General features: G+C 44.4%; 10 protein-coding genes. 6 read left to right on the top strand and 4 right to left on the bottom strand.

All coding sequences use genetic code 11. The features are described 5' to 3' along the window. The first annotated feature begins 175 nt into the window (after window positions 1-175). Window positions 176-1,816, top strand: a complete 1,641-nt coding sequence (locus AC1DU2_RS08800) for an FMN-binding glutamate synthase family protein (RefSeq protein WP_477383770.1) — start codon at window positions 176-178, stop codon at window positions 1,814-1,816. An 894-nt stretch (window positions 1,817-2,710) separates the two neighbouring features. Here the strand turns inward: AC1DU2_RS08800 and AC1DU2_RS08795 are convergent. After that, window positions 2,711-3,604, bottom strand: a complete 894-nt coding sequence (locus AC1DU2_RS08795) for a DUF6193 family natural product biosynthesis protein (RefSeq protein ID WP_477383769.1) — start codon at window positions 3,602-3,604, stop codon at window positions 2,711-2,713. 270 nt (window positions 3,605-3,874) lie between these two features. On the opposite strand from AC1DU2_RS08795, the gene AC1DU2_RS08790 reads away from it, so the two are divergent. The 5 genes from AC1DU2_RS08790 (at window position 3,875) to AC1DU2_RS08770 (ending at window position 8,077) form a co-directional block, all read left to right on the top strand. Further along, the gene (locus tag AC1DU2_RS08790; protein ID WP_477383768.1) at window positions 3,875-3,985 is read left to right on the top strand and encodes a hypothetical protein; all 111 of its coding nucleotides are present in this window, start codon (window positions 3,875-3,877) and stop codon (window positions 3,983-3,985) included. A 218-nt stretch (window positions 3,986-4,203) separates the two neighbouring features. Then, the gene (locus tag AC1DU2_RS08785; RefSeq protein ID WP_477359778.1) at window positions 4,204-4,593 is read left to right on the top strand and encodes a hypothetical protein; all 390 of its coding nucleotides are present in this window, start codon (window positions 4,204-4,206) and stop codon (window positions 4,591-4,593) included. An 11-nt stretch (window positions 4,594-4,604) separates the two neighbouring features. Further along, window positions 4,605-5,570, top strand: coding sequence for a cytochrome-c peroxidase (locus AC1DU2_RS08780; RefSeq protein WP_477383767.1), 966 nt, complete (start codon window positions 4,605-4,607; stop codon window positions 5,568-5,570). Window positions 5,571-5,662: 92 nt separating this feature from the next. Further along, on the top strand, window positions 5,663-6,280 hold the full coding sequence (locus AC1DU2_RS08775) for a DUF1579 family protein (RefSeq protein ID WP_477359782.1): 618 nt from the start codon (window positions 5,663-5,665) through the stop codon (window positions 6,278-6,280). 606 nt (window positions 6,281-6,886) lie between these two features. After that, on the top strand, window positions 6,887-8,077 hold the full coding sequence (locus AC1DU2_RS08770) for a winged helix-turn-helix domain-containing protein (protein ID WP_477383766.1): 1,191 nt from the start codon (window positions 6,887-6,889) through the stop codon (window positions 8,075-8,077). Between the two features lie 36 nt (window positions 8,078-8,113). On the opposite strand, the gene AC1DU2_RS08765 is transcribed toward AC1DU2_RS08770, so the two are convergent. From AC1DU2_RS08765 to AC1DU2_RS08755, 3 genes are all read right to left on the bottom strand, one after another. Then, a complete protein-coding gene (locus AC1DU2_RS08765; protein WP_477383765.1) occupies window positions 8,114-8,611 on the bottom strand; it encodes a DUF4304 domain-containing protein in 498 nt (165 codons plus the stop codon). 92 nt (window positions 8,612-8,703) lie between these two features. Next, on the bottom strand, window positions 8,704-9,957 hold the full coding sequence (gene sucC / locus AC1DU2_RS08760; RefSeq protein ID WP_477383801.1) for an ADP-forming succinate--CoA ligase subunit beta: 1,254 nt from the start codon (window positions 9,955-9,957) through the stop codon (window positions 8,704-8,706). 3 nt (window positions 9,958-9,960) lie between these two features. After that, entirely contained in the window at window positions 9,961-13,065 is a 3,105-nt protein-coding gene (locus AC1DU2_RS08755) for a sensor histidine kinase (RefSeq protein ID WP_477383764.1), read from the bottom strand. Between the last annotated feature and the right edge of the window lie 89 nt (window positions 13,066-13,154).

Here is a 13,154-nt window from a genome sequence, read left to right as displayed (position 1 = left end):
TGCGTAAAAGTTTAAATATTTAAGTTTTTAGTTTTGAGTCAGGAGTTTTTTTAGATTTGACTAACCACTAAAATCAAACATACCATATCAATGTTAAGTAATTAATATGTTGTTGTAAGTAAAAGGCTACTTTTTCAACTCAAAACGCAATACGCACAACTCATAACCTAAAAAAATGAGAAAGCTTTTTATAGTTTCATTCTTTATCATATTTGCTGCGCTGGCAGGGTGGACCATCATCTGGAAACCCGCCGCATGGTCGTTCATTATTATGGTGCCCATTTATGCTGTGGGTTTTTATGACCTGGTGCAAAAAAAGCACAGCATTGTGCGCAACTTCCCGGTGTTTGGGCACCTGAGGTTTTTGATGGAGGATTTGCGGCCCAAAATATACCAGTACTTTGTTGAAAGTGATACCAACGGTACACCGTTCAACCGCCAAAACCGCAGCGTAGTGTATCAGCGGGCCAAAATGGTTGATGATACCCGCCCCTTTGGTACCGAGCTTGACGTTTACGAAAACGGCTACGAATGGCTTAACCACAGCATTGCCGCTATTGATCACCATAAACTAAATATGGCCCCCCGTGTAAAAGTTGGCGGGCCCGATTGTACGCAGCCTTATATGGCCAGCGTATTCAACATCTCGGCCATGAGTTTTGGCTCGCTGAGTGAGAATGCCATACTGGCCCTTAACGGCGGCGCCAAACTGGATAACTTTGCCCATAACACCGGCGAAGGCGGCCTGAGCGACCACCACCTGCAGCCCGGCGGCGATATTATCTGGCAGATAGGCACCGGCTACTTTAGTTGCCGCCATAAGGATGGTACTATTGATTATGATGCCTTTGCCCTGCGTGCCGTGCTGCCGCAGGTAAAAATGATCGAGATTAAGCTGTCGCAAGGTGCCAAGCCGGGGCATGGCGGTATTTTACCGGCAGCCAAGGTAACGCCCGAAATTGCCCGTATCCGCCTGGTCGAGATGGGGCAGGATGTGGTATCGCCACCGTACCATACCGCTTTTAACGATCCTATTGGCTTAACCACCTTTATTAAAAAACTGCGCGAGCTATCCGGTGGCAAACCCATCGGCTTCAAATTGTGCGTAGGCCATAAAAGCGAATTTTTGGCTATTTGCAAAGCGATGGTTAAAACCGGCATCTACCCCGATTTTATCACCGTTGATGGGGGCGAGGGCGGCACCGGCGCAGCCCCGCTTGAATTTTCGAATTCGGTAGGTATGCCCCTGCGCGAGGCTTTGGCATTTGTGTACGATGCCCTGACTGGGTTCGATATTAAAAAACATATCAAGCTCATTGCCTCGGGCAAGGTAGCTACCGGTTTCGACCTGGTGAAGAACTTTGCCATCGGTGCCGACATGTGTAACAGCGCCCGCGGCATGATGTTCGCCCTGGGCTGCATCCAGGCGCTGGAGTGCAATATGAATACCTGCCCAACCGGCGTGGCTACGCAGGATAAAGGCCTGATGCGCGGACTGGTGGTCGACGATAAAAAGGTACGTGTAGCCAATTTTCACAAGGCCACAGTAGGCAGCGCTATCCAGATGATAGGTGCCGCCGGCCTCAGCAAACCCTGCGATTTGCACCGCATGTTCATTTACCGCCGCATTAACCACAGCCAGATTCAAACTTATGCCGAGTTGTTCCCCTATATCCCCAAAGGCAGCCTGCTGAACACCCCATACCCCGCCAGTTTTGAACTGGACATGGCCCTGAGCAGCGAGAATACCTTTTTACCGGATTATAGCGTAGTAACCAATATTGATTACAGTAATGTGAGTTCGTATATAGTATGAAGTAGTTGGTTTTGGAGTATTAAGTAGTAAGTATCAAGTAGCAAGACAGGAACTGCAACAAACTACCTCGCAATGACGGTAGTTTGATATTGACAGTCAGTAACTTACAAGCACGTCATTGTAAGAGATAGCGTGGCAATCTCGTAACTACGCAAACGGGGCTATACAAGGACGATTTGATGTCAATTAATCAACAGCACCTTTATTATATTTGCATAGAATGGAGAAGCTAAGAAATTTTTATGCCCTGTTTTGGATCCTGGGCTTAACCCTGTTGATTTACGCCTTTTTTAGAATAAAGCAGGAAATTTTCCGGCATAGAAAGCCAGCTACAGAAATAAAAAAGCCCCTCTCCTGATCATCATTTGGGGGGCATCCACAATCACCTATCACAACCGCCATTGTGATGAACGAAACAATCTCCAAACTATGCTTCATGTTTTTGTGGATTGCGAAATTATTTTGTAGAAGCTACGACATTGGCCCGCTCATTCGCCGCGGGAGGGCTGTTACTTTTGTCTTGAAACAAAAGTAACCAAAAAATCAAGTCAGCAGAAATGCTTCTTTGCGCACGGGCCTTTGCCCTGCAAAACGGCCAAAACCTGGGCTGGAATTATTTGCCCCTTTGCTTTGCCGCACAGGTCGCCCCTTCTGGCAAAACTTCCTATGCCCTGCCACTGCCCTGACCACCATCGTTTTGACAGTTTTTGCCCGAAGCTGTTCTGCTGACACTTTGGGGAAAACGAGAGCTTTTTCATATAAACATACGCAACTAAAATTCTGCAAATTCTCAAATCCTGAAAACGGCTCAGCCCTCTTGAACACCTTTGAAAAATCATTTACATGTGAAAAATTCTGATTCTAACAACTAAAAAGCTGTTCTGCCAGCATACCTCATTTCAAAAGATCCTCTGCCGTTCCCTTTACTGCCGGGCCAATATCGGCAGGGAGGCTGTCTTTGAGTATTTTTAGGGCTTCTGCTGCTGTTCCGCTGCCCAGTAGTTGGTTGTTGGGCAATCTTACTTCAAAATAGCCTTCGTCAACCGGATTTATAGTTGCTATATCGCCGGTGTAGGGATAGCCGGTACATTTGCTAAAGCAAAGTCTGTTTAGGCTGGTGAACGGGAAAAGTTTGCTTAAAACTTCGTCGTCCATTGCTAGGCTGATAAACTCTTTTAAGTGGTCTGTTGGCGGGTGGTTTAATGTTTGGTGCCAGCTATATTCAACCTCCCGGCCTATGTCAAAGGCATGGGCTTTATCATTGGGTGTAACAAACGGGAATTTTTGATATAGTGCTTTTGTTGTAATGTTATTACCAAGCCAGTAATCAATAGCCATAGCAAGCTGATTAATATCGGGTGTTGAGCCGTTGGCTAAACAAACACCATCCCGCCAAAAATCGGGCAAGTAAAGCTTTCGTTTTGCGGCGATGTATATTTGCGAAAACTTATTTCCGTTTTCGACACTGGCATAAACAATCGGGAACTTTACTTTGATGTCCTCATCAACCGCTACCCTAAAAGCAGAATTTATTTTAGCCAGTTCCAAATCAAGGGCTTTATCAAGGCTGCCAACCGTCTCTATTTCAATATACTTGCCGCTTTTTTTGCCTTTGCCGAACATTAAAAACACAAACAACCCGAATGTGGTGGTGATAATTGAAACAATTACCCAATCCTGAGCCATTCCCGGCCTGAATTGCAGCTGCCCGTGCGAACCTACTACCCAAACACCCATTGTAACCAGGCAAAGCAGTAAAAACAATATGGCGAAAAGCTTTTTTAACATGTGGTGAATGATAAAGGTTGGTGTAAGTTAATAAGGTTTGGGCGATTGAGGGGAATTTTTTGGTTTGGGAAAGTCACAAGTGTGCATCGCTTGTTTCCATTGTGCAAGAATGGCGCTAAAGGGGTTACAAACCGAAGGGAACTATACGCATATTTACTTAGAGGATGGCAAAAAATATTTAGCAAGCAAAACCCTCAAAGAGTACCACGAACTGCTGGAACGGTCAATTTTTTACGTACCCATCAATCACACCTCATCAATTTTAAAAAAATGGCCTCGTACGTAAAATCAGACGGCGGCTTTATTGGAATGGACGACAATAGCCAGATCCCGGTTTCGCGAATGAAAAAGGAGGAGATTGTGAAGAGGATCAGGGGCTGAAAGGCTTGTGCTTTACAGGATGTTTTATAAAATAGGTCAACAGGTCATCAACCAGCAGGCGGCCACTCAAAACTTTTACTAAGGGGTTATGCACCTTATTTGTTCATCGCTGAGCTATTACATGCAACATATTCTAAAGTATTTGCAACATACGCGCAATTAAAGCCGGACGAAATTTTGTTTTTTTGGAGATATCCCGATCATCATCAAACACTGCCATGAAGAAATTTTGCCTGCTTAGCACTTTAGTAATTATGCTATCCTCCGCTATCGCCTTTAAAACCGAGACTAACCTCCTGGTTGGGAAATGGGAACATACCGGCACTTACCAGGGAGCGCCCTTTAATTTTCTGGCCATTTTCAGAGCCAATGGAACCTTTGATGGTTTTATCAATAAAAAGGAATTTGTAAGCGGAACTTATCATATGAACAATGATACACTCCACATGTCTGACCCTACCTGCAACGCCAAATATGAAGGTAGCTATAAGGTTGAGTTTTTTGGCCGGCAAGACTCCCTTAAATTTCATGTGGTACAGGATACATGTATGGGCCGCAGGCAAGGGACTGATGGATTGCTATTTAAAAAAATAACCGCGGCCAAATAGCCACATCGTGCATGAAAAAGTTTTGCATCACCCTATTTGCGCTTGGTTTCATCCTGGTTATTTCGCTAAGCGCGTTTAATGATCCGGAACAAATAACGGCTGCAGCATTGGGCCGCAAGTTATTTTTTGACCCAATACTCTCCCGCACTAAAAAAATCAGCTGCGCGTCTTGCCACAAAGAGGAGTTTGCCTTTTCCGATACTTCCGCCATCAGCTTAGGTGTACACAACAGGAAAGGTGTGCGTAACACACCCTCAGCTATGAACATGAGCTTACAGGTAGCTTTCTTTTGGGACGGGCGTGCCACCACGCTGGAACAACAGGCCCTGATCCCGCTCCAAAATCCTATTGAAATGGATATGCCCTTAGCTACAGCCGTGTGGCGACTGCAAAACAATGCTTATTACAAAACAGCATTTTTAACCATTTTTAACGAAGCGCCCAATGCCAATAACTTAGCCAAGGCATTATCAGCATTTGAGCGTACACTGGAAACCGGCGATTCGCCATTTGACGACTGGCGCCTGAATGATAATGAGGCCGCCGTTAGCGAATCGGCCAGGCGGGGCTTTACTATTTTTAATACCAAGGGGCGTTGTATCCAGTGTCATTTCGGTCCCGACTTCAATGATGTCGAATTTCGCTCCATCGGTTTGTATGACGGAAAAAAAATGTCAGATAGCGGCCGCGCCTGCGTTACCAAAAAGGTAAATGACCTGGGCAGGTTCAAGATAGGCGCTTTGCGTAACGTGGCAATAACCGCCCCTTATATGCATAACGGCATGTTTAAAACACTGCGACAGGTAATTGACTACTACAACGACCCGGATAAAATTGTACCCTACTCCATTAACCGCGATACCCTGCTTAAAACGCCAATGAATTTAACTGAACAGGAAAAAACCGACCTGGAGAATTTCCTGGTTTCATTAACCGACAAACGGTTTGCGGGGACGCTGAAAAAGACGCAGCCTTAACATGATAGCAGGGTGGCCTGGCACGCGTTATCCAGGTTTATTGTGGGTTTGCAGGTATTTGAATTTACTAAGTTTATAAACATCTCTATCTTATGAAAAAAATAATTTTAAAGAAAGTGTTAATCAGGTTATGTCAGGCCATCTTTAGCTATGTAACTTTTAGTAGTGCAGTGTACGCACAGGCGCCAAAACAACCCGACACCATGACGCAATTGCTTGATTATTCCCGGCCGGGGACAGCACACGCGCAGTTGGGAAAACTTGCCGGCACCTGGCTGTTTCAGGATGCAAAGCTGGCCTTTGTTAAAGGTACGCTGGTGCGTAAGCCCATCTACAACGGGCGATTTTACAGCGTTGAAATGACAGGCGGGAAACTACCTGTACCCGTTGCCGAGGGGAAAATGAAGGAGGATTTTTACCAAAGCATGCAAATTGAAGGGTTTGACAACCCCAAAAAGAAATACATCAGCACCTCTATCAATAATCATATCGGCAGCGACATTCAAATGCAAACCGGCACTTTTGACCCTGCAGGGCAAGCGTTCACCTATGAATGGGATGATGAGCTAATCCCCGGACAAGCTCAAAAGAACCGCCGGATTTTGACTATTCAGGATGCCACCCATTACAAGGAAGAGTTTTATGAAATGCAGGGCAATGCATTTGTTAAAGTAAGGGAACTGGATTACACGAAGACCACCGGTAAATAACAGTAAGTGAGCAACTTTTGCCTTTATGGTAACAATTTAGCAATCACTCCCAAAGTCCTGCCGAACTCGTTTCGGCACCTCACATGCTACGTATACATCAAGTGGGTTGCCTGTTCTGTGGGATCCCGAAATAAGTCCGGGACGTGTTATGAGAAGGCAAAGTTCACTTTAGCGCAAGAGCGATGGGGTACTTGTGAGTGCTTTAGGTCTGAAGTATGCAAAATCCTGTAATCTGAAAAAACTGCCTAATCCGAGTTCAGCCAAACTCCCCCCCGCGATAGGGATGGCAACGGATACCTGCCAGGCGCCTAATGCCTTGTGCGCGTATGAGTGTACAGCCCGGGCCGCAGGCATCGCCATGAAGAAGAATCAAGAATTAAGAGTCAAGAATCAAGACTGAAATTGTCAATACTTCGGCAACTCCAGTTACTCGAGACGTCAGTTTAGTGTTAACCATGATTTTAATATAAATTGTTTATTATCAGGTGTTTGGTGTATTTTGTGTTTGAAATGTATTAAGTTATGTTAACCCAGTTTTGGTGTATTTGCCCCGCAACAATTCGCGCGAAGCTGTCCCATCTGCAAATTATTTCCTTATTTTGAATTATGGAACCACTAACTCTCACCAAACCCCAGGCCCGCAAAATCATCCTCCATGCCGCTGGCCTGGCCCGGCAGGCGCAGTTTGGGACGGGGATTGAAGCAGTTTACCGGCTGATTGATCACCTGGGGTTTGTGCAGTTGGATACTAATTACGTGGTTGAACGGGCGCACCACCACGTAATGGCCGCGCGGGTGCCCGATTATGAGCCGGAATGGCTGGGCGAACTAACCGCCGACGGCCGGATTTTTGAATATTTTACTTCCGACGCGGGTTATATTCCGATGGGCGATTTCCGTTTTTCGCTGCCAGTTAAAGAAGGTTTTTCGGTAAACCGGAAGCCGGTAAGCCCGGCCGAAACCCGCCTTATGAAACAAGTGCTGGACAGGGTGGAACGGGAAGGCCCCCTGATGGTTGGCGATTTTGAAAACGACCGCCTGGAAGCCAGCTCGGGCTGGTGGGACTGGCGGCCGGCCAAAGTGGCGCTGGAAAGGTTGTACCTTGACGGCAAGCTGACCATTACCCGCACCAGGGCTTTCCATAAGGTATATGATGTGCCGATGAACTTAATTCCCGCGGATACGGATTTAACCATGCCCACGGCAGAGGAATTTGCCCGATTTGTGATCAGGCGTACGCTGGGGGCATTGGGGATTGCCTACGTTAAAGAAATGGCCTGGCGCGCCCGTTACGTGAAGGGCAACCTGGTTAAAAAAGAACTGGAGAAAATGGTAGCTACAGGTGAAGTGCGCATGGTACAGGTAGATGGGCTGAAAAGCGCGCCGCTTTATATGCTGCCCGATCAGCAAACTGAGGTTGAACTGGCGGGTGATGCCTTTATCCTTTCGCCCTTTGATATCCTGAATGTTTTCAGGCACCGGCTGAAGGACTTTTTTGACTTTGACTACCAAATTGAATGCTTTGTACCCGCGCCCAAACGTAAGTATGGCTATTTCTCGTTACCGGTACTGGTAGGCGATACATTTGTAGCTCGCATGGATGCCAAAGCCGACAGGAAACAAAAAATACTGCTTGTACACAACCTGCACTTTGAAGAGACAGAGCTTGACGAGGCTATGATAGGGAAGATAACAGTAGCGCTAAAGGCGTTTGTACAATTTAACAAGTGCCGGGATATTGTTTTCAAAAAGTCGAACCGGGATGATTATTTGGAGGCTATTGGTGGGGCATTTTGATGGCAAGGGGATCATGCAAATTTTAGATTTGAAAATTTAACGTAGCCCTAAATCTGTAATTTGTTGCCTTAAACTTTCGCCCCAAAATGGAATAGTTTGGTAGTAGTTTATGCAGTCCTCTAACGTATTAAGGTCATCCAGTGTCGGCAAAATGTTTTGTTCAAAATCTATCTGAAACTCATTTATGAACGTTGCCAAGTCAGAACCTGTTTTAATGATGTATCCCGTTTTGTTATGATAATCGTGTACGAAACGGTTAATAGGTAAATACCCATTTTGCCCCATTAGGATATTAAGATCATGGTATGACGGTTTGGAATTATCCTTTGTAGTAGCTTTAAGTGCGATCCCTATGTTAAAGGAAAAATTAACTTCGTCTTTTGAATTCCACGAAAAATTTTGAAGATTAATAACTATATGAAAGTCGTCACGGGTTTTCCACCATGTCTGGCTGTTGGTTGAATAGCCGAATTGTTTTAGCGTCGGTTTTAAATAGGCTTTAATAAAAGCAGTTTGTTTTTGCTTTGCATCCATTTGGTTAGTTTTTAGGGTTGGGATATGCAATTAGTTTTTAACCAAAAAAGGGGCACAAGGCCCCTTTCAATATATGTTTCAATCAGCTTTAACTACAAAGCCAATACTTCTTTAACTCTTTCAGCAGCTTCTTTTAGTAAGATAGCCGAGAATACTTTCAATCCTGAATTATCGATGAGTGCTTTTGCTTCGGCGGCGTTGGTGCCTTGCAGGCGTACAATGATAGGTACAGGGATGTTGCCAATTTCTTTGTAGGCATCAATAACACCTTGTGCAACACGATCGCAACGAACGATACCACCAAAGATGTTGATGAGGATGGCTTTAACGTTTGGATCGCTCAGGATGATGTTGAAACCTGCTTTTACGGTTTCGGCATTGGCAGTACCACCAACGTCAAGGAAATTGGCAGGCTCGCCGCCGGCAATTTTAATAATATCCATAGTGGCCATAGCTAAACCTGCGCCATTAACCATACAGCCTACGTTACCGTCAAGCTTTACATAGTTAAGGTTTGATTTGCTTGCTTCAACCTCGGTAGGGTCTTCCTCGTCGGTATCGCGCATAGCGGCATAATCTGGGTGACGGTACAGTGCGTTATCATCCAGGTTAACCTTAGCATCAACAGCTAAAATTTTGTTATCAGATGTTTTTAAAACCGGGTTAATTTCAAACTGCGATGAATCGGTAGCATCGTAAGCTTTGTATAAAGCGGCGATAAACTTGGTCATGTCCTTAAAAGCCTCGCCAGATAAACCTAAGTTGAAAGCTATTTTGCGGGTTTGGAATGCCTGCAAGCCAACTTTAGGGTCAATTTCTTCTTTAAATATCAGTTCGGGGGTCGAGTGTGCAACTTCCTCGATGTCCATGCCGCCTTCGGTGCTGTACATGATAATGTTACGGCCTTTAGCCCTATCAAGCAGTACGCTCATGTAAAACTCTTTTACTTCGCTTTCGCCGGGGTAGTAAACATCCTGGGCTACTAAAATTTTCTTAACTTTTTTACCTTCGGGTCCGGTTTGTGGGGTAACCAGTTGCATGCCAATAATATTGCCTGCAATTTCTTTAACCTGGTCGTGATTTTTGGCCAGCTTTACGCCACCGCCTTTACCACGGCCACCGGCATGTATCTGGGCTTTTATAACCACCCAGCTTGATCCCAGGTCTTCTTTCAATTTTTGGGCAGCTGCAACAGCCTCTTCGGGTGTGTCAGCAACAATGCCTTCCTGTACTCGTACGCCAAAGCTTTTCAATATCGCTTTGCCCTGATATTCGTGGATATTCATGTTTTTTGAAGAATTTGCGGTAAATCTACAATTTTTGTTTAAAGTAGGGGAGGATTGCAGCGTTTATTTGACAGTACTTATTTTATCATCACCTTTTAGCCAGAAAGAAATTTTACTGCCCTGGCCCAATTTGCTTTGGATGGTTAGTTTACCGCCATTTTTTTCGATAAAATCCTGGCAAAGCGAGAGCCCCAGCCCCGAGCCTTTTTCGCCCGAGGTGCCATCTTTATGGAAATTTTCTTTGCGGAATATTTTGGCAATATCCTCGGCAGACATGCCGCCGCCGGTATCTTCTACATACACTTCAACAAAGCCGGGTTTGGTGCTGTATCCCAGGGTTATTTTGCCGTCAACCGCGGTAAATTTAGTGGCATTGCCAAGCAGGTTGCGCAATACCAGTTTTATCATGTCCCTGTCGCCGTAAACAGCAATGCTTTTATTAATGTTGTTAACCAGTTCAATGTGTTTGTTGTCGGTGTTCAATTTAAACAGGTGATAGTTTTCGTCGGCAATTTCCATTACGTCAAATAAAACCGGGTTTACCTGGATGCCGTCCATCTGGCTTTTTGCCCAGTAAAGCAGGTTATCCGTAAGGCTAAATGCCGAGCCAATGTTTTCGTCGAGATGGGGGATAAGCTCCTCTAATTCTTCCAGCGAGATCGAACCGGATTTTACCAGATCGAGGGTTTGTTTGAGCTGGCCAATTGGCCCCCTTAAATCGTGCGAGATGATGCTGAAAAGTTTGTCTTTGGTTAAATTTGATTCCTGCAGCGCCTTGCTTTGGGCCAAAATCTCGTCGTTTTTATCACTTAATTCCCTGGTTTTTTCCTTCACCTTTTTTTCAAGCGCCAGTTTTTGCCTGTTAATACGGCCATTGTTTAATATACCGAACAGGTAAAATAACAGCGCGGCTGTAAATGCATATAATAAATAAGCCCACCAGGTTTTAAACCAGGGCGCAGTAACATGAAACGAATAGGAATCTGTGCGGCTTATTTGCCCGTAAATATTTTTGGCCCGCACAAAAAAGGTGTAATCGCCATCGGCAAGGTTGGTAAATGAAACTTCGCGGTCATGGCTCCAGGCCGACCATTTATCTTCAAACCCGTTTAATTGGTATTGATATTGAATTTTATCGGCGTCCTCAAAAAACGGGCTTGTAAAAACAAATTTCAACCTGTTTTTTGAAAACGGAATATCGTTTTGCGGCAGCCCGGCCCCGTTAGCAAAAATGGTTGAATCTGCCGCCTTTACGGTTTTGATGTATACCGGCAAAGGTTTATGGTAATAAGTTGGCTGATTGGGGATGTAATTAACAACCCGCTTTAAATTACCAATCCATACCTGGTTGGTGCCAGCTGCAAGTACGGGTGCATCTACATCAACAGGCAGCAGGCCATGCGTAGCCAACGCATTTTTTTTAAACGGCGTAAACAGCAACCTGAATGAGCCATTGGGCTGCTTAATAAAAGCTCCTGCACTTTGCTCTTTTTTTGATGGCGCACCCCAAAAGTAAATATCGCCTTTGGCAGTTTGTGTAGCTGTATAAATGCAAACGCCCTGGCTTACCTTACCAAGTATGGCATCGGGCTCAAACCTGTTTTTTGTTTTGTTGTAGCTATAAAAACCATTGGTGGTAGCAGCTATAATCCGGCCGTTTAAGTGGTAAATCCGGTTGTTAAGGGTCGATGGCAATCCGTTTTTTGTATCATAAAAGGCCGTGCTGATTACCGAATCCATCTGCGCGTTCAGCCTTAGCTTATAAATGCCTTTATTGTAATGGCTTATCCATACGTTACCCTCGTCGTCCTGTTGTATATAGCGGGTTTCCTGTTCAAAACCCCTGATCTTTTTTTCGTGCCAGGTATTGCCTTCTTTTGATAGAAGCCAGATGCCCGTGTTATAGGTGCCCATAATCATGCAGTCGGGCTTGTTTTTTACCTCACCCAGGGTTTGGATAAACCAATGATGAATTAAAGGGATGGCTTTTTTGCCTTGAATTTCAAAAACCCCGGTACGATGAGCTAAGTATAGTTTGTTGCCGAAATTAAACATGTTCCAGTTTTCCGTTTCGGTTCCGGGAATGGCAGAAAACGTTGAATTGTCGTTTTTATAGAAAAGTGCTTTATCGGTACCCACATATAAATCGTTGCCTTTTTTACCAAGGGACAATATGGTACCATCGAGGCCATTATTATTGTCATATATGGATAAGGGCGAACTTGAAATCAACTGTGTAATATAGGTATCAGCGCCAAGCCAAATGTTTTGGGCCTTATCCAGGAAGCAAAAGCCGGTATTAAGGTTAAGCCCCAGCATATCCTTTGAATTGAAGTTTACCGTTTGGCCAGCCCTGTTTAAAATATAAACGCCTTCCTCGGTAGCCATTACTATTTTCCCTATATCCATGTATAGCAGGCTTCGCACAGGAATATTTTTGGTGCTGGTAACCGGATTTTTGGTAAGCAGCAGCATTTTTTTACTGCTATCGGCTTCCAACGGGTTTAATGACCATATCCGGTTATTATCGTCGAGCAAAAGGTATTCACCATTTTCATAATCGGCAATTCGTTTTATTTGCAATCCGGCTAGTTGCTTGCCAAAACCGGCATCGGCAAACCCGCCGTTTTTATAAACTAACAAGCCATTACCGCTTAACGAAAACAATTGCTTTTTTAGCCTAAATAACCAGTTATCGGCAATGTTGAGTATTTTAAGCTTGCCTTTGCTGTACCGAAAAATGTTTTTATTGTTATTGAAAAATACCTCGTCGTTAAAAACTATTGTTTGGCGTATATCATTCAGGTTTTTATAGGTTTTGGGAAGCAGGGGTAATAGGGTATGATACTTGTAATTTGCTGCGCTATCTTTCCTGAAATAACCAAGCTCGTTATAGGATCCTACAAAAATCTCGTTTTTTGAATCAAGCCCCAGCGAAAACACATAGTTTTGATTGGCAATGGGCATTAAATCCCAGGTTAGGCCATCATATTTAACAACGCCATCGTTATTGGCAATATACAGCACTCCCTGGTTATCCTGTGCCATAGTCCAGCTTTGAATGCCGGCGCCGTAAACGTTCATTGGATATTTTTCAACAAATAGCTGTTGAGCATTTATAAGTGATACATTGAAAAGTATAATGCAGCAAACTATCAGAAGGCGCATATCTTATATTTAGGTGTTTGCGATAAGTTTATTGCTACTTTAAAGTTTTGTATTGTCGCCTTTTATACGGGTTTTAGTATATTTTGTTA

The sequence above is a fragment of the Mucilaginibacter sp. P4_C11 genome, from assembly GCF_056402115.1.
This window is presented reverse-complemented; position numbering and strand designations above follow the sequence as displayed.

Excerpts from the sequence above, each read along its gene's own strand:
- AC1DU2_RS08795 (WP_477383769.1), bottom strand. The coding sequence starts at position 3,604 with ATGTTAAAAAAGCTTTTCGCCATATTGTTTTTACTGCTTTGCCTGGTT.
- AC1DU2_RS08770 (WP_477383766.1), top strand. The coding sequence starts at position 6,887 with ATGGAACCACTAACTCTCACCAAACCCCAGGCCCGCAAAATCATCCTC.
- AC1DU2_RS08790 (WP_477383768.1), top strand. The coding sequence starts at position 3,875 with ATGGCCTCGTACGTAAAATCAGACGGCGGCTTTATTGGAATGGACGAC.
- AC1DU2_RS08800 (WP_477383770.1), top strand. The coding sequence starts at position 176 with ATGAGAAAGCTTTTTATAGTTTCATTCTTTATCATATTTGCTGCGCTG.
- AC1DU2_RS08775 (WP_477359782.1), top strand. The coding sequence starts at position 5,663 with ATGAAAAAAATAATTTTAAAGAAAGTGTTAATCAGGTTATGTCAGGCC.
- AC1DU2_RS08765 (WP_477383765.1), bottom strand. The coding sequence starts at position 8,611 with ATGGATGCAAAGCAAAAACAAACTGCTTTTATTAAAGCCTATTTAAAA.
- AC1DU2_RS08780 (WP_477383767.1), top strand. The coding sequence starts at position 4,605 with ATGAAAAAGTTTTGCATCACCCTATTTGCGCTTGGTTTCATCCTGGTT.
- AC1DU2_RS08785 (WP_477359778.1), top strand. The coding sequence starts at position 4,204 with ATGAAGAAATTTTGCCTGCTTAGCACTTTAGTAATTATGCTATCCTCC.
- AC1DU2_RS08755 (WP_477383764.1), bottom strand. The coding sequence starts at position 13,065 with ATGCGCCTTCTGATAGTTTGCTGCATTATACTTTTCAATGTATCACTT.